General features: G+C 72.0%; 18 protein-coding genes. 6 read left to right on the top strand and 12 right to left on the bottom strand.

The features are described from left to right. Nucleotides 1–9: 9 nt before the first annotated feature. Nucleotides 10–702 carry a response regulator transcription factor gene (locus tag ACIBK3_RS11765; protein ID WP_399364450.1) on the bottom strand — a complete coding sequence of 231 codons (693 nt, stop codon included), beginning with the start codon at nt 700–702 and terminating at the stop codon, nt 10–12. A gap of 140 nt (nt 703–842) precedes the next feature. Here ACIBK3_RS11765 and ACIBK3_RS11760 point away from each other — a divergent pair, with 140 nt between their 5' ends. Continuing rightward, the gene (locus ACIBK3_RS11760; RefSeq protein WP_399364448.1) at nt 843–1,766 is read left to right on the top strand and encodes a DUF3152 domain-containing protein; all 924 of its coding nucleotides are present in this window, start codon (nt 843–845) and stop codon (nt 1,764–1,766) included. A gap of 36 nt (nt 1,767–1,802) precedes the next feature. On the opposite strand, the gene ACIBK3_RS11755 is transcribed toward ACIBK3_RS11760, so the two are convergent. From ACIBK3_RS11755 to ACIBK3_RS11745, 3 genes are read right to left on the bottom strand one after another with little or no spacing between them, the layout of a single operon-like run. Continuing rightward, nucleotides 1,803–3,086 carry an ABC transporter substrate-binding protein gene (locus tag ACIBK3_RS11755; protein WP_399364446.1) on the bottom strand — a complete coding sequence of 428 codons (1,284 nt, stop codon included), beginning with the start codon at nt 3,084–3,086 and terminating at the stop codon, nt 1,803–1,805. Then, complete coding sequence (locus ACIBK3_RS11750; RefSeq protein ID WP_399364444.1) at nt 3,086–3,919, bottom strand: carbohydrate ABC transporter permease; 834 nt, start codon at nt 3,917–3,919, stop codon at nt 3,086–3,088. Before ACIBK3_RS11750 ends, ACIBK3_RS11755 begins: the two co-directional genes overlap by 1 nt. Beyond that, the gene (locus tag ACIBK3_RS11745; protein WP_399364442.1) at nt 3,916–4,851 is read right to left on the bottom strand and encodes a carbohydrate ABC transporter permease; all 936 of its coding nucleotides are present in this window, start codon (nt 4,849–4,851) and stop codon (nt 3,916–3,918) included. The genes ACIBK3_RS11750 and ACIBK3_RS11745 overlap by 4 nt, the downstream gene beginning before the upstream one ends. Before the next feature lie 255 nt (nt 4,852–5,106). On the opposite strand from ACIBK3_RS11745, the gene ACIBK3_RS11740 reads away from it, so the two are divergent. Beyond that, the gene (locus tag ACIBK3_RS11740; RefSeq protein WP_399364440.1) at nt 5,107–5,988 is read left to right on the top strand and encodes a phosphotransferase enzyme family protein; all 882 of its coding nucleotides are present in this window, start codon (nt 5,107–5,109) and stop codon (nt 5,986–5,988) included. A 15-nt stretch (nt 5,989–6,003) separates the two neighbouring features. Here ACIBK3_RS11740 and ACIBK3_RS11735 read toward each other — a convergent pair whose 3' ends face one another. Next, nucleotides 6,004–6,930, bottom strand: a complete 927-nt coding sequence (locus ACIBK3_RS11735; protein WP_399364439.1) for a LysR family transcriptional regulator — start codon at nt 6,928–6,930, stop codon at nt 6,004–6,006. Nucleotides 6,931–7,024: 94 nt separating this feature from the next. Between ACIBK3_RS11735 and ACIBK3_RS11730 the strand changes: the two genes are divergently transcribed. Beyond that, nucleotides 7,025–8,035, top strand: coding sequence for a DMT family transporter (locus ACIBK3_RS11730; RefSeq protein ID WP_399364437.1), 1,011 nt, complete (start codon nt 7,025–7,027; stop codon nt 8,033–8,035). A gap of 201 nt (nt 8,036–8,236) precedes the next feature. Here the strand turns inward: ACIBK3_RS11730 and ACIBK3_RS11725 are convergent, their stop codons facing one another. From ACIBK3_RS11725 to ACIBK3_RS11710, 4 genes are all read right to left on the bottom strand, one after another. After that, a complete protein-coding gene (locus ACIBK3_RS11725; RefSeq protein ID WP_399364435.1) occupies nt 8,237–8,959 on the bottom strand; it encodes a 3'-5' exonuclease in 723 nt (240 codons plus the stop codon). Between the two features lie 118 nt (nt 8,960–9,077). Further along, on the bottom strand, nt 9,078–10,316 hold the full coding sequence (locus ACIBK3_RS11720) for an SAV2148 family HEPN domain-containing protein (RefSeq protein ID WP_399365538.1): 1,239 nt from the start codon (nt 10,314–10,316) through the stop codon (nt 9,078–9,080). Between the two features lie 102 nt (nt 10,317–10,418). Beyond that, complete coding sequence (locus tag ACIBK3_RS11715) at nt 10,419–11,756, bottom strand: copper amine oxidase (protein ID WP_399364433.1); 1,338 nt, start codon at nt 11,754–11,756, stop codon at nt 10,419–10,421. Nucleotides 11,757–11,811: 55 nt separating this feature from the next. Beyond that, the gene (locus ACIBK3_RS11710) at nt 11,812–12,633 is read right to left on the bottom strand and encodes a Tat pathway signal sequence domain protein (protein ID WP_399364431.1); all 822 of its coding nucleotides are present in this window, start codon (nt 12,631–12,633) and stop codon (nt 11,812–11,814) included. Nucleotides 12,634–12,829: 196 nt separating this feature from the next. On the opposite strand from ACIBK3_RS11710, the gene glgX reads away from it, so the two are divergent. Together glgX and treY are read left to right on the top strand one after the other, a co-directional pair. Continuing rightward, the gene (glgX, locus tag ACIBK3_RS11705) at nt 12,830–14,947 is read left to right on the top strand and encodes a glycogen debranching protein GlgX (RefSeq protein WP_399364429.1); all 2,118 of its coding nucleotides are present in this window, start codon (nt 12,830–12,832) and stop codon (nt 14,945–14,947) included. A gap of 215 nt (nt 14,948–15,162) precedes the next feature. Continuing rightward, nucleotides 15,163–17,511, top strand: a complete 2,349-nt coding sequence (treY, locus tag ACIBK3_RS11700; protein WP_399364427.1) for a malto-oligosyltrehalose synthase — start codon at nt 15,163–15,165, stop codon at nt 17,509–17,511. 303 nt (nt 17,512–17,814) lie between these two features. Here treY and ACIBK3_RS11695 read toward each other — a convergent pair whose 3' ends face one another. The 3 genes from ACIBK3_RS11695 to ACIBK3_RS11685 form a co-directional block, all read right to left on the bottom strand. Next, nucleotides 17,815–18,234 (bottom strand): SSI family serine proteinase inhibitor, encoded by a 420-nt coding sequence (locus ACIBK3_RS11695; protein WP_399364426.1) that lies wholly within the window; start codon nt 18,232–18,234, stop codon nt 17,815–17,817. Further along, on the bottom strand, nt 18,231–19,595 hold the full coding sequence (locus ACIBK3_RS11690) for a M14 family zinc carboxypeptidase (protein WP_399364424.1): 1,365 nt from the start codon (nt 19,593–19,595) through the stop codon (nt 18,231–18,233). Before ACIBK3_RS11690 ends, ACIBK3_RS11695 begins: the two co-directional genes overlap by 4 nt. A 138-nt stretch (nt 19,596–19,733) precedes the next feature. Continuing rightward, nucleotides 19,734–20,285, bottom strand: a complete 552-nt coding sequence (locus tag ACIBK3_RS11685; protein WP_399364422.1) for an FHA domain-containing protein — start codon at nt 20,283–20,285, stop codon at nt 19,734–19,736. Nucleotides 20,286–20,459: 174 nt separating this feature from the next. On the opposite strand from ACIBK3_RS11685, the gene treZ reads away from it, so the two are divergent. Continuing rightward, nucleotides 20,460–22,205, top strand: a complete 1,746-nt coding sequence (gene treZ / locus ACIBK3_RS11680; protein WP_399364420.1) for a malto-oligosyltrehalose trehalohydrolase — start codon at nt 20,460–20,462, stop codon at nt 22,203–22,205. Nucleotides 22,206–22,369: the final 164 nt, after the last annotated feature.

The raw sequence follows: 22,369 nt of genomic DNA, 5'->3' as shown, positions 1-22,369 counted from the left end.
CCGAGCCCCTCACCGTGCCGCGAAACGGTAGCCGAAGCCGCGCACCGTCTGGATGTAGCGGGGTTCGCGCGACGGCTCGCCCATCTTGGTGCGCAGCCGCTTGACGCAGGCGTCCACCAGGCGGGCGTCCCCGTGGTAGCTGTGCTCCCAGACCGCCTCCAGGAGCTGCTGCCGGCTGAACACCTGGCCCGGCGAGGCGGACAGGATCAGCAGCAGCCGCAGTTCGGACGGGGCGAGCGCGACCGGCGCCCCCTGCCAGGCGACCGCGAGCCCGGCCCGGTCGATGGACAGGTCCCCGTAGGTGTCGATCCTCGGTATGCCGCCCTCGCCGGGCGCCTGGGCCGCCCGGCGCAGCACGGCCCGGATCCGCGCCTCCAGCACCCTGGCCTGCACGGGCTTGACCACATAGTCGTCGGCCCCCGCCTCCAGGCCTACGACGATGTCCTCGTCGTCGCCGCGAGCGGTCGCCATGATGATCGGCAGGGTCTGGTCCTGGGCGCGCATCCCGCGGCACACGTCCAGGCCGGTCATGCCCGGCAGCATCAGGTCCAGCACCACGACGTCCGGCCGGAAGGACCGCAGCCGCTCCAGCCCGTCCTCGCCCGTCTCGGCGGCGGCGACCTCGTGGCCCAGGCGGCGCAGCGCGAGGGCGACTCCCTCCCGCACGGCACGGTCGTCTTCGATCAGCAGAACGCGTGGCATGCGCTCAGTATCCGTACGCCCGGCGGCCACTCGGGACATTGTTACCGGATGATCATATGAGTTCATGGAGCATGGACCGTTACCGTCCTGTTACCGTTCGGGCCAGATCCGATCACATGACGATCACAACCTGAACAACCATGACCGCGCACAAGACACCTTCCTCTCGTGATCGTCGTCGTCGGGACGGCGCCGCCCATGCCGCCGCACGCGGGCGAAAGGGGCCGCTGTGGGGAGGACTGGCCGCGGTGACCGTGCTGGGCGCCGCCGGTTTCGCGGCCGTGGGCTGGACGTCTCCGGGGACGGGCGGAACCCCCTCCGACGCCCGCGCCGGGGCCACGCAGTCCGCGGAGTCGGGGGCATCGGGGGTGTCGGGGGATTCCGGTTCCGCGCCCACCGGTCCGACGCACAGAGCCAAGCCCTCGCCGCCCCAGCAGTCCCACAGCTCCTCCCCCAAGCCGTCCGGCAAGTCCTCGGGGAAGACCACGCGGCCCGACATCCCGCTCACCGGACCGGGCACGTTCACCACCGCGTCCGGCGGCAGCGGCACGGTGGGCAAGGGAACGGCCCTGCGCTACCGGGTCGAGGTCGAGGTCGGCCTCGACCTGTCCGCCGCGGATGTCGCCAAGCAGGTGGAGCGCATCCTGGCGGACCGGCGCGGCTGGACGGCGGACGGCAAGTCCGCGTTCCGGCGGGTGTCGAGCGGCACGACCGACTTCGTCGTCCGGGTCGCCACGCCCGGGACCGTGGACAAGATCTGCGGGCAGCACGGGCTGGACACCCACGGCGACTACAACTGCAGCGTCTCGCAGAACGTGATGGTCAACCTCAAGCGCTGGCTGCTGGCAACCCCCGTCTACGCCAAGGACGTCACGGGCTACCGCGCGCTGATCATCAACCACGAGGTCGGCCACTTCCTCGGCCACGGCCACGCCGACTGCCCCGGCCCGGGCGAACCGGCCCCCGCGATGATGCAGCAGATCAAGGGCATGCACGGGTGCGCGCCCAATGTCTGGCCGTACGACGAGCAGGGACGGTACGTCACCGGTCCGGCCGTTCCCTGACCTGAGCTGACGTGGCGGCCTGGCCGCCCCTCGCCCTCAGCGCTGATAGCGGGCCAGCACCAGGTTCCCGTCCGCCTCCAGCCGTTCCCGCAGTTCCCCGAGGCCGATCGCCCCGCTGTAGTACTCCTGGAACGCGGGTGTGGCGACCTTGTCCTTCCACTCGGGGTAGCCGCGCACGGACTGCGCGGGTGCCGGGCGCAGGTGGGCGGCGAGGGCGGTGCCGGTGGCCCAGCCGTCCTTCGCGGTGTGCAGGGCGGGGTCCTTCAGCGCCTTGGTACCGGTGGGCAGCATCCAGTCGCCCAGGGCGAGGCGGACCATGTTCCGCGGCCGCAGCAGGAAGTCGATGAACTGGGCGGCCTCCTTCTTGTGCGGGCTGTCCTCGGCGACCGACAGGGTCTGCGGGCTGACGCCCTGCGTCAGCCCGTCCGCGCCGGCCGGGGCGGGCAGCACCTGCCACGCGAAGCCCTTCGGCGCCTGCTGGGTGATCTGCTGACGGTAGGAGAAGCCGAGCGGGACCATCGCGTACCGGCCCCCGAAGAAGCCGGGCAGGGTGTCCGAGCCGCCGCTGCCGAGGGTGGTGGGCGAGGCGCTGCGGTCGGTGGTGGCCTGGTCGTGGATGGTGCGCGGCACGGTCTGGTCCGCCGCCTCGAACCGGATTTCCACCTTGCCGTCCGCGCCCCGGTGGAAGAGCTGTCCGCCCGCCGACAACGACAGGTTGAGGCTCGCGGAGACGGGTTCCTTGAGCGGCCAGGCGACGCCGTACTTCCCGTCGCCACTGAGCTGTCGGGTGATCCGCCGGAACTCCGGCCAGCTCCACGGCTGTTCGGGGGTGGGGATCCGTACGCCCGCGTCCTTCAGCCACTTCGCGTTGGCGATGAGCACGCGCGGCTCCTGGAGGAAGGGGACGCCGTAGATCCCGTCGCCGAAGGTCGCCGTGTCCCAGCTGCGCCGCGGGATGTCCGACGTGAGCCGGGCGGGCAGCAGGCCGGTCAGATCGGCGAGGTAGCCGCCGTACGCGAAGTCCGCGAGGTCGTCCGAGGCGTCGTGGATGATGTCGGGGGCCTCACCGCCCTCGAAGGAGGTGAGCAGCTGGTCGTGGACGCTGTCCCAGCTTCCCTGCACATATTCGACCTTGACGTCCGGGTGGGTCGCGTTCCACTCCTTCACCAGTTCCTGGTTGGCCTCGACGGACTCCTGCTGCCAGGCGAGGGACTGGAAGCGGAGCGTGATCCGGCCGGTGCCGGAGCCACCGCCGTCGCCGGTGCAGCCCGCGAGCAGCAGCAGGACCAGTGCGAGGATCCCGGCGGTCCTGAGACGCATCAGCCCCTCACCGCCCCGGCCGCGATGCCGCCCGTGATCCGGCGTTGGATGATCGCGAAGACGACCAGGGAGGGCAGGGTGGCGAGGAAGGCCGCGGCAGCCAGCGGGCCGAGGTCGGCGACGCCCTCCGCGCCGATGAAGTGGGTGAGGACGACCGGCAGGGTCTGCTTCTCGGGGGTCTTCAACAGGACCAGCGCGAAGAAGAACTCGTTCCACGCGGTGATGAACGCGAACAGGGCCGTCGCCACGATCCCCGGCGCGAGCAGCGGCGCCGTCACCGATAACAGGGTCCGCACCCGCCCGGCCCCGTCCACCGCCGCCGCCTCCTCCAACTCGGCCGGCACGGCACGGACGTATCCGACGAGCATCCACAGCGCGAACGGCAGTGCCCACACGACGTACACCATCACCAGCCCCGCCAGGGAGTCGATCAGCCGCAGGTTCTTCAGCACCAGGAACAGCGGGATGATCACCAGCACCAGGGGGAACGCCTGGCTGACGACCACCCAGCCGGTGGCGGCCTTCGCGAGGCGGGTGCGGTGGCGGGCCATGACGTAGGCCAGCGGGGTCGCGATCAGTACGGCGATCAGCGCGGCGCCGAGCGCGGCGAGCAGCGAGTTGCCCGCGGCGCGCAGCAGCGGCTGTTCGTCGAAGGCCTGCCGGAAGTTGTCGAGGGTGGGGTCGCGCGGGATCCAGGTCGGGTGCAGACGGCCCAGTTCCCGCGGGGACTTGAAGGCGGTGGAGAGCAGCCAGAGGAAGGGGAAGGCGAGGAAGACGAGATACGCGAGCAGGGCGGCGTACTGGCCCACCCGGCCGCCGGTGCTGGTCCTCATGTCTCGTCCCCTCCCCTGAGCCGCCCCACCAGGAAGAGGGCCAGCAGCACCGAGATCACCGCGACCATCACGCAGCCCATCGCCGCCGCGTAACCGAACTGGCCGTAGCGGAAGGCCTCTTCGTAGGCGAAGAGCATGGGCAGACGGGTACGGCCGCCGGGCCCGCCGCTGGTCAGGACGTACACCAGGGCGAACGAATTGAAATTCCAGATGAAGTTGAGGGCGGTGACGGCGAGCGCGACGGGGCGCAGGGCGGGCCAGGTGACGGTACGGAAGCGCCCCCAGGCACCGGCGCCGTCCATGGCCGCGGCCTCGTGGAGTTCGCGCGGGGTGTTCTGAAGGCCGGCGAGCAGGGCGACCGTCGTCTGCGGCATGCCCGCCCAGACACCGACGACGATCACCGCGGGCAGGGCGGTCCCGAGGCCGCTGAGCCAGTCCCGGCCGTCGCCGAGGCCGAGGTCGTGCAGGGTCTCGTTCAGGACACCCGCGTCCGGGGTGTAGACGAGCCGCCACATGACGCCGACGACCACCTCGGGCATGGCCCACGGGATGATCGCCAGGGCGCGCGCCAGCCAGCGCAGGCGTAACTCCTGGCTGAGAAGGAGCGCGAGGCCGAGGGCGAGCAGGAACTGCGGGACGGTCACCCCGACCGCCCACACCAGACCGATCCGGAACGACTCCCAGAACAGCGTGTCGTGCAGCAGGTCCCGGAAGTTGAGCCCGCCGATCCACTGGGTGGCTTCGGTCCGGCCCGACTGGGAATCGGTGAAGGCCAGCAGGATCCCGTAGAGCAGCGGCCCCACGCTCAGCACCAGGATCGGGATCAGCGCGGGCAGCACCAGGAACCAGGCCCCGCGATCGGCGGGCCGCCGGCGCCCCTCGGCACGCGGCGCGCCCGGTGCCGACCGCCTCGTCGCGGTCACCAAGGTCACGTCATCGGCTCCTTTGCCACGTCGGCGGCTCCTTCGCACGGCTCGTGACGTTCGGGCCCGACGGGCCTTGGCCATGGTCGTGAAGCCGCTGTACGCCGTCAAGACACCGCGCACGCCTTCCCGACCTGTACGAATGCGAGACTGACCGGCGGATGGCGGGAACCTGACACCGTCCGGGTGGGCTGCCCGGCACGGCACGACGTGGCATCAAGCGCGACGCGGGACGTACGAGGTACGACGACACGGAGGCGGACGATGGACGAGGCACGGGCGCGGGACGTACTGGCCGTGGCGGGAGTCCTGCCCGGCCCGGCGCGGGACGCGCGGCTGCTCGCGCTCGGCGAGAACGCGGTGTTCGCCGCCGGTGACCTGGTCGTCAAGGTGGGCCGGGACGCCGAACTCCTCGACCGGGCGCGCCGCGAACTGGCCGTCGCGCTATGGCTCGCCGAGTCCGGCGTACCCGCGGTCCGGGCGGCCGGCCCCGAGCCGCTGCTGGTCGAGGGCCACCCGGTGACCGTGTGGCACCGCCTGCCCGACCCGGTACGCCCCGCCGAACCCCGCGATCTGGCCGAACTCCTCCGGTTGCTCCACGCTCTGCCCTCGCCCTCCCCCTCCCACGCCTCCTCCTTCGACCTGCCGCCCCGCGATCTGCTGTCCGGAGTGGAACGCTGGCTGCGCCTCGCGGGCGACGCGATCGACCCGGCCGACGCGGCCTACCTCCGCGAGCGCCGCGACGGCTTCGCGACGGCCGCCGCCGCACTGACCCCGCACCTGCCGCCCGGCCCCATCCACGGCGACGCCCTCCCCCGCAACGTGCACATCGGCCCGGACGGCCCGGTCCTGATCGACCTGGAGACCGTCTCAGCCGACCTGCGCGAGCACGACCTGGTCGTCATGGCCCTCTCCCACGACCGCTACGGCCTGCCCGCCGCTGCCTACGACTCCTTCACCGAGGCGTACGGCTGGGACGTACGCGAGTGGCCGGGCTGCTCGGTCCTCCGGGGTGCCCGGGAGACCGCGAGCTGTGCGTGGGTGGCCCAGCACGCCCCGACCAACCCGAAGGCCCTGGCCGAGTTCCGACGCCGGGTGGCGTCGCTGCGGGACGGGGACGAGACGGTGCGGTGGTATCCGTTCTGAGCGGGCGCGGGCCGGTCATGCGTCGGGCGAGACGTCCTGGTCGTCCCTGGCCCGGATGGCCCGTGCCGCCCGGCGCAGCTCCGTGAGGACCGTGCGGACTGCCCTGCGGGCCGTGCGCTCCGGGCGGTGCAGGGCGTCGATGTGGCGGTGGGCCTGGACGCCGGCGAGGGGTCTGAGGACCAGCGCGGGGTGCCGGCGCACGGTCCAGCGCGGCATCAGGGCGATTCCGCCGCCGGCGGCCACGGCCTCCGCGGCGACCGCGAAGTCGTTGATGCGGTGCGCCAGATGGAGCCGGCTGCCCGCCGCCGCACCGATCGCCTCGATGGTCGCCATCACCGGAAAGCCGTCGTGGACGGTGATCCACGGCTCGCCGGCGACGTCGGCCGGTGTCAACCGCCGTTTGGCCGCCAATGGATGGTCGGCGGGGAGCGCCACGTCCAGCGGCTCGCGCAGCAGCCTCGTCGCGGTCACCGTGCGCGACCACGACGGGGCGTGGTCGAGGCGGTGGGCGAGCACGAGGTCGTACTCCCGGGTCAGCCGCGGGAAGTCGTCCTGCGCGACGTCCTCGTCGGCGAGCGCGAGTGCCGGGTGCCCGGGTCCGGCGAGGGCCCGCAGCAGCAGCGGGAAGAACGCCGCGGCCGCGCTGTGGAACGCCGCCACCGACACCTCGCCGTCGGGCGATTCCACGAACTCCTCCACCGCGTGCCGGGCGCGCGCCAGCGCCGTCTCCACCTCGACCGCCGCCCCCGCCAGCGCCTGCCCGGCGTCGGTGAGCACCAGCCGGCGGCCGTCGCGCTCGGTCAGCGGCACGGGGATCGAACGCTGGAGCAACCGCAGCTGCTGGGAGATCGCCGACGGTGTCACCAGCAGCGCCTCGGCGACCGCGGTGACACTGCCCAGTTCGCCCAGCTCCCGCAGGATCCGCAACTGCCGTTCGTCCACCCCCTCAGTCTAGGAGCACTCTGTAGCAAAACTAAGAGATCGCTTAAGTAAGTGGCCCTGGGCTTCAGAGAGTGTCTCGGTGCATCGTGAGCACATGTCCAACACCCGCCGTACCGACGCGGTACTCCTCCTGGTCGCCCTCGTGTGGGGCTCGAGCTATCTGTCCGCCCAGACCGCCACCGCCGCTCTCCCCGTCCTGCTGGTCCTGCTCGCGCGGTACGCCCTGTCCGCGCTCGCCTGTCTCGGTCTCGTCGCCGCCCGCGCCGGGAACCGGCACGGCTCCCGGCGCTGGACCCGCGACGAGTTGCGGGCGGGGGTGCCGCTCGGGGTCACCCAGGCCGCCGTCCTGGTCGTGGAGACGTACGGCGTCGCCCACACCACCGCCGCCAACGCGGGGCTCATCATCAGCCTGACCATCGTCCTCATCCCGTTCCTCGACCGCACCGGTCACCCGGGCGGGCTGCCTCCGGCCTTCTACGCCGCCGCCGGCGTGTGCGTCCTCGCCGTGGGACTGCTGATGTCCGGCAACGGCTTCCACGCGCCCCGCCTCGGCGACCTGCTCATGCTCGGCGCGGCCGTCGTCCGGGCCGGGCACATGGCCCTCATCGGGCGGCTCACCGCGGGCCGCGCGATCCGCCCCCTGCACCTGACCACCGTGCAGACCCTCGTCGGCTCGGTTCTGTTCCTGATACCGACCGCGCACCAACTCCCCACCCTGGTCCGCGCCGACGCCGCGACCTGGACGCAACTGCTCTATCTCGCCCTGTTCTGCAGTGTCTTCGCCTTCCTCGCGCAGACCTGGGCGGTGCAGCGCACCTCCGCGAGCCGCGCCGGACTGCTGCTGGGCACGGAGCCGATCTGGGCCGCGGCGGTGGGCATCGCCCTCGGCGGCGAACACCTCACGTTGTTCACCGGCCTCGGCGCCGCCCTGATGCTCGCCGGGACTTACTGGGGACAGGCCGTGGAGCGCAATCACCGCACCCAACACGCCCACCGCGCCGCCACCCACCGGGCAACCGACGTCCGACCCACCCAGGACGCCCAGGACACGCGGGACGCGCAGGAGAACCCCACATGCCCTGCCACGACGCCTACCAGCGCCTGATCTCCCTGCCCGACATCCCGTCCTCCTTCGCCTGCGGCCTCATCGATCACGCCCCCGAGGGCACCACCGACGCCGTCTGAGCGCTGCGCGGCCACCCGGTGTCCGACGCCGCGAAGCGCGTCGTGCTGCGGGTCAAGGTCGACCGCCGCACCACACGGCGCGTCCTCGCGGTCGTCCCCGGGGACCGCCGGCCACGTCGGTTCACACCCGCTCGTCGGCCAGTTCCCGGAAGGGCCACGCGCCGTCCACCACCGCGGCCGTGTCGCCCTTGCGGCGCAGGAAACTCTGGAAGTCCGCCGCCCACTCGGCGTACCACTCGATCTGGCGGCGGTGCAGTTCCGCCGGGCCGAGGGCCGCGACCTTGGGGTGACGGTCGGCTATCGCGCAGGCCAGCCGGGCGGCGGCGAGGGCGTCGGCCGAGGCGTCGTGGGCGGTGTCGAGCACGACGCCGTACTCCTCGCAGACCGCTTCGAGGTTGCGCTTGCCGCGGCGGTAGCGGTCGGCCCAGCGGTCGATGGTGTAGGGGTCGACGACCGGGGCGGGGTCGATGCCGCCGAGGCGGTCGCGCAGGGACGGCAGGCGGTGGCGGCGCAGTTCGGCGGAGAGCAGGGTGAGGTCGAAGGCGGCGTTGTAGGCGACGACCGGCACACCCGTCCTCCAGTACGTCACCAGGACGTCCGCGATGGCCTCCGCGACCTGGTCGGCGGGCCTGCCGTCGGAGATCGCGCGCTCGTTGCTGATGCCGTGCACCGCAACCGCGTCCGCGGGGATCTCCACGCCGGGATCCGCCAGCCACTCCCGGCGGCCCACGGGCTGTCCGGCCCTGACCTCGATCACGGCGCCCGTGACGATGCGCGCCTCGCGCGGATCGGTTCCGGTCGTCTCCAGGTCGAAGCCGATCAGCAGCTCCCGGTGCCAGCCCATGGGTGGTCCCCCTTCTTGGTGGTGCTTTCCCCCAGTGGTCTCCACGATCCCATGCACCACTGACAATCAGAGGACGGCATTCCGCTTACGCCGCTCCCGTAGCGGCCTTGAGGAACTTTCAGGACACCGGTCGCGAATCCGCCCAAGCCGTCTCGAACTCTTCGCGGTACGTCGGGAAGAGACCGCTCTCGTCGACCTGTCCCGACTTGACCAGTTTGCTTCCGCCGCGCAGCACCAGCACCGGTGCCTCCATCCCCCGCGAGCGCCGCAGATAGGACTGCACCACGGCGATGCCGTCCGTGCCGTCGCCGTCGACGAGGTAGGCGGTGAAGCGGGGAGTGTCGTCGTAGACCTGGATCTCGAAGGCTCCGGGGTCGCGCAGCTTGGAGCGGACCCGGCGCATGTGCAGGATGTTCATCTCGACGGCCCGGCTCAACTCGCCGCGTTTCATGCCGAGTTCGCGCTCCCGGCGCTTGACGGCGCTGGAGGCCGGGTTCAGGAACAGCAGCCGTACCCGGCAGCCGGACTCGGCCAGCCGCACCAGGCGGCGCCCGGAGAAGTTCTGCACGAGCAGGTTGAGGCCGATGCCGACGGCGTCCAGGCGGCGGGCCTCGCCGAAGATGTCCTCGGCGGGGAACTGGCGCATGAGCCGCACCCGGTCGGAGTGCACGGCGACCACGTCCGCGTACCGGTCGCCGACCAGGTCCTCGACCGCGTCCACCGGCAGCCGGCGCGCGGAGGGCACGTCGCCGCCGGTGCCGAGCATCTCCAGCAGCCGGGCGGAGGCCCGCTCGGCCTGGTTCAGGACGGCCTCGGACAGGGCCCGGTTGCGGGAGACGACGTTCCGGGTGACCTCCAGCTCGTCCAGAGCGAGTTCGACGTCCCGGCGGTCGTCGAGGTACGGCTCGAAGCACGGCCAGTGCTGCACCATCAGCTCGCGCAGCTGCGGCAGGGTCAGGAAGCTGAGGACGTTGTCGTCGGCCGGGTCGAGCAAGTAGCCCTTGCGGCGGCTGACTTCGCGGACCGCGACCGCGCGCTGGACCCACTCCTGACCGGCCGGTCCGGCCGCGGCGACCACCCAGTCGTCGCCGTGCACGGGTTCGTAGATGGGACGCAGAACAGCGGCCACGACAGCGCGCAGCCGCTGCTCGACGAGGTTCAGCCAGATGTAGGCCCGGCCCGCCCGCTGGGCGCGGACGCGCACCTCGCGCCAGGCGTCGGCGTCCCAGTCCAGCTCCGGTCCGATGGCGCCCGCGTCCATCGGTCTGGCCAGGGACACCGTGCCGGGCGGGACGTCTGCGGAGTTCCCCTCGTGACCCTCGTCACCAGGGGGCAACTCCAGCCCTCCCGAGCCCACCCGCGCACCGCCTTCCGCTCCCCCGAGCTTCACCCCACCCAACGATCAAGGAAGGGTACTCCGGGAGCGGTCAACGGTGCAGCCGGATGGACAGGTCGTTTCTCAACCGCGCGGCTCCCAGTGACCGTTCTGCCAGCCGAGCTCGGCGGGAGTGAGCGGATTCATGGCCGTCACGTCCCGCGGGGCGATGGAGAAGCCCTGCCAGTGGACCGGCATGGGCTGCTGGTCCTCGTCCCGGGCGATGTGGTGGAAGCCCACGTTCATCCAGACCACCGGGTGAGTGATGGTCTGGCCGTTGACCCACTTGTCGACGGACTTGCCGCCGCAGCTGCCAGGGTTGTTGCTGGCGAACAGCTCGCAGTTGTTGTACTGGGTGAAGTACAGGTCGTGCTTGGTGAAGCTGCGGCCCGGGTACTTGGTGCTGGTGCCGGGGACGATCTCGTACGAGCGGGCGTGCCCGTCCTTGTTCTTGCCGGTCGCGCTGACCACACGCCACCAGCGATAGGTCTTGGCGTCCGCCGCGAGTTCCTTGGTGACCTTGGTGCGGGTGGTCTTCGTGGTCGGGGCCTGCTGGCCCCGGGCGGGCGCGGTGACGGCCGAGTCGTACTGCTCGACGCCGTTCTTGGAGGAGCCGTCGAGGCCGAAGTCGAGCCGCCAGAAGACGTTGTGGCTGTGGCTGGTGGCGGAGGCCTTGGCGCCCTTGCCGATGGGCCAGCCGCGGCCGTCGCCGGCGTCGTAGTCCTCGTAGGAGAGGCTGCCGGTCGCGCCGACGTTCATGTGGACCGTGCCGTCGTCCTGGAAGCGCCACTCGGTGATGTACTCGTACCAGCCGACCTGGTTGACCGTGTAGATCAGCAGGTCCTTGCCCTGGGCCTGGTAGACCTTGTTGGCCGCGTCGCCCTGCATGCGGTAGGCGTGGCCGCGGGAGCGGGTGGTGGTGCACAGGCCCTTGACGTTCGGGTTGTCCGAGGTCCACACGTCCGGCACCTTGACGGTGTGGATGGTGCCGCCGGGGCACTCGCCGGGCGCCAGGTTCATCAGGCTCTGGGCGAAGTTCTGGCCGGTGAGGTCGTCGTACTCGGCCTTCCCGTCGTCGTACGGGACGTGGATCTGGCCGAGCCGGGCGCTGCTCAGGACCTTGATCGGGGCGGCCTCGCCCTTGGGCTGGTAGGAGATGTTCTCCAGGACGAGCCCGGCCTTGCTGTCGTAGCGCCAGCACATCCGCCACGTGGTGCCGCCGGCGAGCTGCTGCTCGATGCGGTACGCGGCACTGCAGTCGGCGGCGGCCGCGGGGGCGGCCTTCGGCTGGGCGGCGGCCGGTCCGGCGCCGGTCGTCGCGCCGGCGGCCAGTGCCGCCACGGACAGACCGATGGCCGCCCGCGTACGGGCGCGGCTCATTCTCCGCGGCCGGAGGTCGCTGATGGAACGCTTTTCGCGCATGAAGAAATGACTCCCTCGCAGGAGGTGCGGGTTCGGAAGACGGACGGAATGCGGCTCAGAGCTGCAGCTTGGCGACCTTGCGGGTGCTCAGGTCGATCACCAGGGACCGGGCGTCGATCCACGGCCCGTTCTTGACCTTCGGGAACAACCGCACGCACCGGTGCTCGCCGCACTTGTCGAGTACGGCGGGCTGGGCGCCCGGAGCGGCCCGGTAGATTCCGCCGGACACCAGCAATTGGTCCGGGGAGGTGAGCTCCTTGCCGGTGGCGTCCTTGTAGTCCGCCTTGAGGCCCGCGCCCAGCGGGTCGGCGATCAGGAGGGTCACCGCCTCGGCACTCTCGGCCCGGCTCGGCGGCGGCTGGACGCCGTGCTGGGTGCCGGTCCGCACGACCTTGCCGCTGTCCAGGTCGACGGTCCTGGTGACGAGGGTGTCGTCCCGGTAGTCGTAGAACGTCACCTCGGCGCGCCGGGGGGCGTCCGGGTCGTCGACCTCGGCGGCCTCCGGATCGGCGAGGTCGACGGTCAGAGTCTGCGGACCGCGGTCGCCCTCGACGTCCTCGCTGGTGTCGAGCAGCTGCCGGTTCACGGCGATCTTCTCGACCCGCTCGATCTCGTCGTCGGTCAGCGGGTCACGGCCCTTGCCCTTCTTGCCCTCGGCCGGGGCCTGCTCCACCACACCGGGCGCGACGGAGGCGCCCTGGCCTTGGTCTTGGCCCTGCCCGGACTGCTGTGCCACCCGGCCGGCCACCGGGCCTCCCGTTTCGTCGGCCCCCGCCGTCCCCGGCAGGGTGATCCCGACCATCACGGCGGTTCCCGCTACCGCGATGGCCGCACCGGCCACCACCTTGCCCAGATGGCGGTGCACTATGTTGCGCACATCTTCCCCCTACTCCCCAAGAACCCCAGGAGTACGTGTTTGCCCCACTGGTTTCGCCCCACGGCATGGTCTTTGATCACCGTGGGCACTGGTCGCACGGTAAGAGGGACGTAAGTCATAGGTGGTTCCCTCACTTTTGGGGAGACTCAAGACCAAGGCGCCCCGGCGGCCCCCCTCAGCTGAAAGAGTCGTATCCATGCAGGTCTGGCCTGGAGAGGCGTATCCACTCGGTGCCACGTACGACGGCGCCGGCACGAACTTCGCGGTCTACACCGAGGCCGCGGACCGAGTAGAGCTGTGTCTGCTGCACGACGACGGCTCGGAGACGGCGGTGGAACTGCGTGAGAGCGACGCGTTCGTACGGCACGCGTATCTGCCCGGCGTCATGCCGGGACAGCGCTACGGCTTCCGTGCGCACGGACCGTACGCACCCGAACGCGGTCTGCGCTGCAACTCCGCGAAGCTGCTGCTCGACCCGTACGCGAAGGCGATCAGTGGATCGATCGGCTGGGGCGAGGAGGTGTACGGCTACCACTTCGGCGCCCCCGACAAGCGCAACGATCTCGACTCGGCGCCGCACACGATGACGTCGGTCGTGGTCAACCCGTACTTCGACTGGGGCGACGACCGGCTGCCGCGCATCGACTACCACCAGACGGTGATCTACGAGGCCCATGTCAAGGGCCTGACCATGCGGCACCCGGGGCTGCCGGAGGAGTTGCGCGGGACGTACGCCGCCCTCGCCCATCCGGCGATCATCGAACACCTGACCGAGCTGGGCGTCACGGCGCTGGAGCTGATGCCGGTCCACCAGTTCGTGAACGACCACCGCCTGGTCGACATGGGGCTGAACAACTACTGGGGCTACAACACGATCGGCTTCTTCTCGCCGCACAACGCGTACGCGTCCTGGGGCGACCGGGGCCAGCAGGTCCTGGAGTTCAAGTCGGCGGTGCGGGCGCTGCACGAGGCGGGCATCGAGGTCATCCTGGACGTCGTCTACAACCACACCGCCGAGGGCAACCACCTGGGCCCGACGCTGTCCTTCAGGGGCCTCGACAACCCGCAGTACTACCGGCTGACGGACGACCCGCGCTACTACATGGACACCACGGGCACCGGGAACTCGCTGCTGATGCGTTCCCCGCACGTGCTCCAGCTGATCATGGACTCGCTGCGGTACTGGGTCACCGAGATGCATGTCGACGGGTTCCGTTTCGACCTCGCGGCCACCCTGGCGCGGCAGTTCCACGAGGTGGACCGGCTGTCGTCGTTCTTCGACCTGGTGCAGCAGGACCCGGTGGTGTCCCAGGTCAAGCTGATCGCCGAGCCGTGGGACGTGGGTGAGGGCGGCTACCAGGTGGGCAACTTCCCGCCGCTGTGGACCGAGTGGAACGGCAAGTACCGCGACACCGTGCGGGACCTGTGGCGGGGCGAGTCACGCACGCTGGCGGAGTTCGCGTCCCGGCTCACCGGTTCGTCCGATCTGTACCAGGACGACGGGCGGCGTCCTCTGGCCTCCATCAACTTCGTGACCTGCCACGACGGTTTCACCCTGCACGACCTCGTCTCGTACAACGACAAGCACAACGAGGCCAACGGCGAGGACAACCGGGACGGCGAGAGCCACAACCGGTCCTGGAACTGCGGGGTCGAGGGCGAGACCGACGACCCGGCGGTGCTGGAACTGCGGACCCGGCAGATGCGGAACTTCATCGCCACCCTGATGCTGTCCCAGGGCGTGCCGATGATCAGCCACGGCGACGAGGTCGCGCGCACCCAGCACGGCAACAACAACGCCTATTGCCAGGACAGTGAGCTGGCCTGGGTGGAGTGGCCGGGCACCGAGGGGCCCGCCCGTGAACTGCTGGACTTCACGCGCGCGATGGTGGGGCTGCGCAAGGACCATCCGGTGTTCCGGCGCCGGCGCTTCTTCCACGGCCGGCCCGTTGAGGGCTCCCACGGTGAGCTGTCGGACATCGCCTGGTTCACCCCGGAGGGCAAGGAGATGACCCAGCGGGACTGGGACTCGTCGCAGGCGTCGGCGCTCGCGGTGTTCCTCAACGGCAACGCGATCTCCGAGCCGGGCCCGCGCGGAGAGCGCATCACCGACGACTCGTTCCTGCTCATGTTCAACGCCTCCCCCAAGGCGCTGGACTTCGTCGTGCCCGTCGACCACGGCCGGCAGTGGGAGGTGGTCGTCGACACCGCCCGCACGGACGGCGTGCCACCGGGCACCGGCACGAAGATCCAGGCAGGGGACCGGCTGACCCTGAAGGACCGGAGCATGACGGTGTTGCAGCGGCCCCTCTAGAAGGGCGGCGGCCGGCTCACCGCCCCCGCGCGCGTGCCATGCGCTTTCACGGCACGCGCGCGTGGGCGGTGGTGGGGGTGGGTGGCTGGGGTCGGTGGTCCTCACTCGGACGGCCGACGCGGGCGGGACCGGTGCGGGGCCGATGACACGAAAGGCCGCGTTACGGGTACGGGAGCGATGACACGAAAGGCCGCGTTACGGGTACGTAGGTTTGCATGACACCTGAGCGATCTGTCCCGGCGGTGCCCACAGCCACCTACCGGCTGCAACTGCAGCCCGAGTTCCCGTTCGGGGCGGCCGAGGCGGTCGTGCCGTACCTGGCCTCGCTCGGCGTCTCGCACCTGCACCTGTCCCCCGTCCTGGAGGCGGTCCCCGGCTCCGCACACGGCTACGACGTCGTGGACCACGCACGCGTGCGCGAGGAACTCGGCGGCGAGCAGGGGCTGCGGGCGCTGTCCCGCACCGCGCGCGAGCACGGGCTCGGTCTGGTCCTGGACATCGTGCCCAACCACATGGCGATGGCCCCGCGCCACAACCGTGCCCTGTGGGAGGTGCTGCGGGAGGGCCCGAAGTCGCCGTACGCGCGCTGGTTCGACATCGACTGGGAGGCACAGGGCGGCCAGGTGCTGCTGCCGGTGCTCGGGCATCCTCTCGGCACGGAGATCGGGCAGTTGGAGGTCGACGGCAACCTGCTGCGCTACTACGACCATGTGTTCCCGTTGCGCGAGGGCACCGAGGAGCTGCCGGTGCCGCAGCTCCTGGACGCCCAGTGGTACCGCCCGGTGTGGTGGCGGCTGGCCCGCACCGAGCTCAACTACCGGCGTTTCTTCAGCATCTCGGAACTCATCGGGGTGCGCGTCGAGGACCCGGAGGTGTTCGAGGCGACGCATGCCAAGATCCTCCAGCTGCTGCACGAGGGCGTGGTCGACGGGCTGCGCGTCGACCACCCCGACGGCCTCAGTGACCCCGACGGCTACCTGCGGCGGCTGAACGAGGCCACCGGCGGCCGCTGGACGGTCGTGGAGAAGATCCTGGCCGACGGGGAGCATCTGCCCGCCTCCTGGCCGGTGGCGGGCACCACCGGCTACGACGCCCTGCGGCACATCGACGGCCTGTTCGTGGATCCGGCGGGCGCCGGGGAACTCCTCGGCCAGTACCGGCGGTTCGCGGCCCCGCAGACGGACCGGGGCGGCGACTGGGCGGCGACGGTACGGCGGGCGGCGTACAAGGTGCTCACACACGAGCTGGCCGCCGAGGTGGACCGGCTGACCCGGGTGGCGAGCCGCCTGTGCGCCACCTCCCCGGAGCCCGCGCTGCGCGACCGTGCCCCCTGGGCGCTGCGCACCGCGCTCCAGGAGCTCCTGGTCCGCCTGGAGGTGTACCGGCCGTACGCCTCCGGGGACGCGTCCCGGGTCGTCACCGAGGAGGCCGCGGCCGAGGCCAGGGCGGCGTTCGTGGTGCCGGAGGAGGCGGGGGCCGTCGACGTCGTACGGGATCTGGTGCTGGGGCGGTACGGCGACGGACCCGGGCAGGTCGAGTTCCGGACGCGGTTCGCTCAGACGTCGTCGGCGCTGCGGGCCAAGTCCGTGGAGGACACGGCGTTCTACCGCTATGTGCCGCTGCTGTCGGCGACCGAGGTGGGCGGCGACCCGGGCAGCCCGGCCGTGTCCCCGGACGACTTCCACGCCTACTGCGCGCGCGTACAGCGCGACTGGCCGGTGAGCGGGACCGTCGTCTCCACCCACGACACCAAGCGCAGCGCGGACGTACGGGCGGCCCTCGCGGTGCTCACCGAGTGCCCGCAGCGGTGGGCGGACGTGCTGGCCGAGGTGACCCGCACCGGGGAGGGCGTACCGGACGCACAGCTGGCGTGGGCGGCCTGGCAGACCGTGTTCGGGCTGGGGCCCGCCGAGCCGGAGCGCGTCCAGGAGGCGCTGCTGAAGCATGTGCGCGAGGCGGGGCTGTACACGAGTTGGACCGAGCAGGAGCCGCCGTACGAGGAGGCGGTGGCGGCGTTCGTCGCCGCCGGGCCGTGCGGGGCGCCGGGCGGGCCCGTGACCGCCTTCCGGAGCGCGCTGGAACCCCACATCCGGGCGAACGTGCTGGGGACGGCCCTGGTCCAGCTGACGATGCCGGGGGTGCCGGACGTCTACCAGGGCACGGAGAGCGAGTACCGGGCGCTGGTCGATCCGGACAACCGGCGGCCCGCGCGGTTCCCGCCGGAGGATCCCGGGGACAAGGGCGCGGTGACACGGGCGGCGCTGCGGCTGCGCGCGCGCCGGCCGGAGGCCTTCGGTGACGCGGCGACGTACACGCCCCTGGCCGCCGAGGGGGCGGCGGCGGGACACTGTGCGGCGTTCGTGCGCTCCGGGGAGGTGCTCACGGCGGTGACCCGGCTGTCGCTGCGGCTGACGGAGGCGGGAGGCTGGCGGGACACACTGCTGCCGCTGCCGCCAGGCCGGTGGGCCGACGTGCTCGACCCCGAGCGGGAGTTCACGGGGCACACGCGCGTGGCGGAGCTTTTCGACCGGCTCCCCGTGGCTCTGCTGGAGCGGGTCGGGTGAGGGGGCGCGGGCGACCGCGCCGGCCTGCACGGTCCACGGGCTGCCGGTACACGCCTCCGGCGCCGGCGCCGCGCACACGCGCCAGGGGGCGCACACGGACGCAGGGTTCTCCCCGCCGGGCGTGCGTGCCGCTCGCGATCGGACGTCCGCTTCCGCCCCTCGGCTCCACCCGCCTGGCCGCCACGCGCACACGCCTGCCCTTCATCGCCACGCGCGCGTGGCGCTCGCGAACGACCGCCCCGCGCACGTGCCGGCCCCGCTCACCCGCCTGCGCGCGCGTGCCGCGTGGCGGCGCCGTGCGGGTCAGTCGTCCAGGGCGAAGACGGAACCGGTCCGGGCGCGCATCACACAGGCGTTCGTGAAGGTCTCCGTGTAGCCGACCGGGCGGCCGTGCCACTGTCCGCGCGCCTCGGCGGTCACCGGGGCGTGGACCATCGTGCAGTAGGTGTCCGTGGCCGGGAGGGCGCTGATGTCGCCGGCGACCGTCTCCAGTTCCGCGCAGGCCTCGGCGGCGTGCTGGTGGCCCAGGGGCGGGTCGCACAGCAGCAGGGCGCTTCGGGTGCCGCTGGAACGGGCGTCGCCCGTGGTGACGGTCACGAAGAGCCAGTCGCCCTGGTCGGCCGCCTGGTCAGCGGCCTGCGCGGGGGACACGAGGGCGAGAAGAAGGGCGGCCGCGGCCGGCAGGGCGCCACGGAACGCTTTCGCTGTGGTGGTGTGCGTCATTCCCGATGCATCGGCACGGCTGCCTGGGAACCCCACCCCGGCTCACCCGAACGGGAGCACCCGGGCGCGTACCGCGCGGCGAGTTCGAACGCGGCCAGCACCACCCGCGACTGGTACTCCACCTGCCGGGGGACGGGGACCCAACGTGCCCCGCAGCCGTCGCGGTAGTCGGCGCACCACTCGTCGATCAACCGGTCCAGGTCGGGCAGCGCCCCGGCCGGATCGGCCCCTGCGCGGGTCACGAGCTGGTGCAGCAGCCCCGCAGTCCGCAGGGCCAGCCGCCGCCCGGCGATGCGCAGGGCGGCCAGGTGGGCGGCGCTGAGGGGCGGCAGCGGGCGGACGCCGTCGGGGACGTCGGGGTCCCACGCGTCGGCGAGGCCGGGGCAGACCATGAGGTAGTCCTCGACCGGGGCGAGCAGGCGGGCCGCGTCCGGGGTGGCCGAGACCTGCGGGCGGATGCGCGCGAGGAGCACTTCGAGGAGCCGCGCGTCGCCCCGCAGGGCGTGACTCACGGTCCGCAGCGCCCCGTCCCCGTCCGCGGGCACGCCGGCGTCCTCCACGGCCGCCACGCCCCACATGGGCGCCTCGACGACGGCGGTCACCGTGCCGTGCCGGTGCGGGTGGTACCAGGTCGACTCGACGGCCGCCTCGGTGATGGCGGCGGCCAGGTCGCCGGGGCTCGGTGGCGGTATCCGGTAGACGGCGGGCCCCAGGCGCGGCCAGTACAGGGTGTCGTACGGACCGAGTTCGCGCGGTATGCCGAGCCGGTCCGCGGCGTGCGCGACCCGCTGGGCGAGGCCGGGCAGGTCGCGGGTGAGCTCGACGAAGCCACCGCCGACGTCGACACCGTGCAGCGAGCACTGGAAGAAGGGCCGCAGCTCGTCCTGGAGGTCGAGCAGGGCGCGCGTCTCCGGCAGTACGGCGGCGGCCGCGCCGTCGGGCAGCCACTCGGGCTGTTCCAGGAAGCCGGGCCGGAAGAAGTTCCGGAAGTACCGGTCGAGGGTGTACGGGCCCCGCAGCCAGCCCTCGTTGCGGCGCAGGCCGTCGGGGTCGAGGCACAGCAGCAGGTTCCAGGTCGCGTCGGCGCCCGTGGTGAGCGTCGGGTCGGCCAGGGCCCGCTCGGCCAGCCGCAGGACGGTGGCGCCGCCCACGGGTTCGTTGGCGTGCGGGCCGGCGACGACGAGGGCCTGACGGCTGCCGTGGCCGACGCACAGCAGCCACAGGGGCGTGCCCGCGCGCGAGGTGCCCACCCGGCGGAGTCGGGCGTCCTCGGGATGTCGGGCGACCAGCGCGGCCGCCCGGGCGCCGAGTTCGTCGACGGTCGGGTAACGGAGGAGGGGCGGCAGGGCACACCTCCACAATGCGGTGCCGTCGGATCACCTGATGTGCACGGTGTACGCACAGTCAGTCACGAGTTGACGGGTTCGTCAACACCAAGAAGGCCAACGCGACTTGAGTCAGCACATCAGGTAAAGCACAGGCCAGGGCTGAGGTTCGGCTCAGTCGGCGGCCAGCCGGAACGCCATCCGGCCGAAGCCGACCTGGTCGCCCTCCCGGACCACCGCCGCGCCGATGACCCGTCGTCCGTTGACCGTCGTGCCGTTGGTGGAGCCGAGGTCCCGCAGCACCCACATACCGCCCTGCCGCCTGAGTTCGGCGTGCACCCGGGAGACCGTCTCGTGGGCCAGCCGGAGGCCGTTGGCGGGGTCGCGGCCGATCCGCAGCGGGTGGCCTTCGCCCGGATGCGGCAGCAGCAGCTTGGGGAGCCGCTCGGCCTGCCAAGCCCTGCGCAGTCGTACGGTGAAGCCGGAGACCGCCTCGACGGCGCCGAACACCAGACGGGAGACCCGTCTGTCCCGGGGCAGGTCGGCGGTGAGCGCGGCGAGTTCGTCCGAACGGCGGGCGGCGAGCGCCAGTTCCATGCGGTGGATGAACGTGTCGTGCGAGAGACGGCCCATGGCGACGCCGTCACGCAGTGCCTTCAGCGCCTTGTCGCGCTCCGCGTCGGACAGTCGCGCGGGGTACGTGTTGAACTCGAAGGACGACGTCACGCTCGTGATTGTCGGGCAGTGAACGCCGGGTGTCCAGAAAACCGGAGAACGCCCGGCACGCGCGCGTGGCGGACGACACCTGCCGCAAAGGGGAGGATTCACCGGCGTATTGATCGCGTTTGAAGCACCATGGACGGGGCTACATCACGGTGAGCAGACGAAGGGGAACCGTCCGTGCAGTTCGAGGTGTGGGCACCGCAGGCCGCTCGTGTGACGCTCCATTGCGAGGAGGCCACGCGCGCGTTGGAGCGCGATCCGCAGCGCCCGGGCTGGTGGCGGGGCGAGGCGGAGGCGCGGGACGGTACACGGTACGGCTACGCGCTGGACGACGGCCCCGTGCTGCCGGATCCGCGCTCGCGCCGGCAGCCGGACGGCCCTGACGGGCTCAGCGCGGTCGTCGACCACGAGCGCTACGCGTGGCGCGCCGAGTGGTCCGGGCGTCCGCTGCCCGGGGCGGTGCTGTACGAGCTGCATGTGGGCACGTACACGCGCGAGGGCACGCTTGACGCGGCGGCCGAGCGGCTCGGGCATCTGGTGGAACTGGGCGTCTCGCACGTCGAGTTGATGCCGCTGTGCCCCTTCCCGGGCCGGCACGGCTGGGGGTACGAGGGCGTCTCGCTGTGGGCGGTGCACGAGCCGTACGGCGGCCCCGAGGCGCTGAAACGCTTCGTCGACCGGGCGCATGAGCTCGGCCTGGGCGTGGTCCTGGACGTGGTGCACAACCACCTGGGGCCCTCGGGCAATTACCTCCCCCGGTTCGGGCCGTACTTCACGGACACCCACCACACGCCCTGGGGTTCCGCGGTGAACCTGGACGCACCCGGCTCCGACGAGGTGCGCGCGTTCCTGCTGGGCAGCGCGCTGGCCTGGCTGCGGGACTACCGGATCGACGGGCTGCGGCTGGACGCGGTGCACGCGCTGGCGGACACGCGCGCGTACACCTTCCTTGAGGAGCTGTCGACGGAGGTGGACTCCCTGGCCGCCGAAGTGGGCCGGCCGCTGTTCCTGGTCGCCGAGTCGGATCTGAACGACCCGCGGCTGGTCACCGCGCGCGCGGAGGGCGGCCTCGGTCTGCACGCGCAGTGGAACGACGACTTCCACCACGCCCTGCACACCGCGCTGACCGGCGAGGACCAGGGCTACTACGCCGACTTCGGACGCAACCCCCTGAAGTCGGTCGCCAAGACGCTCACGGGCGGCTACTTCCACGACGGCACGTACTCGAGCTTCCGGGGCCGGCACCACGGGCGCCCGCTGGACCGTTCGCGCGTGGCGGGGCACCGGCTCCTCGGCTACAGCCAGACCCACGACCAGGTCGGCAACCGCGCCCAGGGCGACCGTCTGTCGGCGGCCCTCTCCCCCGGCCTGCTGGCCTGCGCGGCCGCGCTGGTCCTCACGGCGCCCTTCACGCCGATGCTGTTCATGGGCGAGGAGTGGGCGGCGGGCACGCCGTGGCAGTTCTTCACCGACCACACCGATCCCGAGCTCGCCGAGGCCGTACGGCGGGGCAGGCGGCGGGAGTTCGCCGCGCACGGGTGGGCCGAGGAGGACGTCCCCGACCCGCAGGACCCGGCGACCCGCGACCGCTCCTGCCTCGACTGGTCCGAGCCGGAACGCGAGCCCCACGCACGCGTGCTGGCCTGGTACCGCAGGCTCATCGAGCTGCGCCACGAACAGGCCGACCTCACCGACCCGGATCTCGCCGACACCAAGGTGGCCTACGACGAGCACGAGCGCTGGCTGGCCTTCCGGCGCGGAGACGTCCGCGTGGCCGTGAACCTGGCCAAGGAGCCGGCCGCGATTCCGCTGGGGCCCCGCGAGGCGCGCGTCCTGGCCGCCTGGGAGCCGGTCGAGCCGCCGGGCGCGGGCGGGGTCCTGCACCTGCCCGGTGAGTCCTGCGTAGTGCTGCTACAGGGATGAGCGGCGGCGGGGTCCGGCCGGGAATGTGACCCCCGGGACTCGGCCCGCGTAAGCGTTTACGCACGCGCTTACGCCTCGCGCGGGCCCAATGACCTGGGCGGCTCCGGGCGGCCTCGCTCCCAGGCTTCTGCCGGACCGGCTGACGTACCGGCGCACTCGCCGGT

This window comes from Streptomyces sp. NPDC050287 (genome assembly GCF_044459385.1).
GTDB lineage: Bacteria > Actinomycetota > Actinomycetes > Streptomycetales > Streptomycetaceae > Streptomyces.
Note: the sequence above shows the minus strand (reverse complement) of the source record. Positions and strands in the feature narration are given on the sequence as shown.

Excerpts from the sequence above, each read along its gene's own strand:
- ACIBK3_RS11765 (WP_399364450.1), bottom strand. The coding sequence starts at position 702 with ATGCCACGCGTTCTGCTGATCGAAGACGACCGTGCCGTGCGGGAGGGA.
- ACIBK3_RS11760 (WP_399364448.1), top strand. The coding sequence starts at position 843 with ATGACCGCGCACAAGACACCTTCCTCTCGTGATCGTCGTCGTCGGGAC.
- ACIBK3_RS11755 (WP_399364446.1), bottom strand. The coding sequence starts at position 3,086 with ATGCGTCTCAGGACCGCCGGGATCCTCGCACTGGTCCTGCTGCTGCTC.
- ACIBK3_RS11750 (WP_399364444.1), bottom strand. The coding sequence starts at position 3,919 with ATGAGGACCAGCACCGGCGGCCGGGTGGGCCAGTACGCCGCCCTGCTC.
- ACIBK3_RS11740 (WP_399364440.1), top strand. The coding sequence starts at position 5,107 with ATGGACGAGGCACGGGCGCGGGACGTACTGGCCGTGGCGGGAGTCCTG.
- ACIBK3_RS11730 (WP_399364437.1), top strand. The coding sequence starts at position 7,025 with ATGTCCAACACCCGCCGTACCGACGCGGTACTCCTCCTGGTCGCCCTC.
- ACIBK3_RS11725 (WP_399364435.1), bottom strand. The coding sequence starts at position 8,959 with ATGGGCTGGCACCGGGAGCTGCTGATCGGCTTCGACCTGGAGACGACC.
- ACIBK3_RS11715 (WP_399364433.1), bottom strand. The coding sequence starts at position 11,756 with ATGCGCGAAAAGCGTTCCATCAGCGACCTCCGGCCGCGGAGAATGAGC.
- glgX (WP_399364429.1), top strand. The coding sequence starts at position 12,830 with ATGCAGGTCTGGCCTGGAGAGGCGTATCCACTCGGTGCCACGTACGAC.
- treY (WP_399364427.1), top strand. The coding sequence starts at position 15,163 with ATGACACCTGAGCGATCTGTCCCGGCGGTGCCCACAGCCACCTACCGG.
- ACIBK3_RS11695 (WP_399364426.1), bottom strand. The coding sequence starts at position 18,234 with ATGACGCACACCACCACAGCGAAAGCGTTCCGTGGCGCCCTGCCGGCC.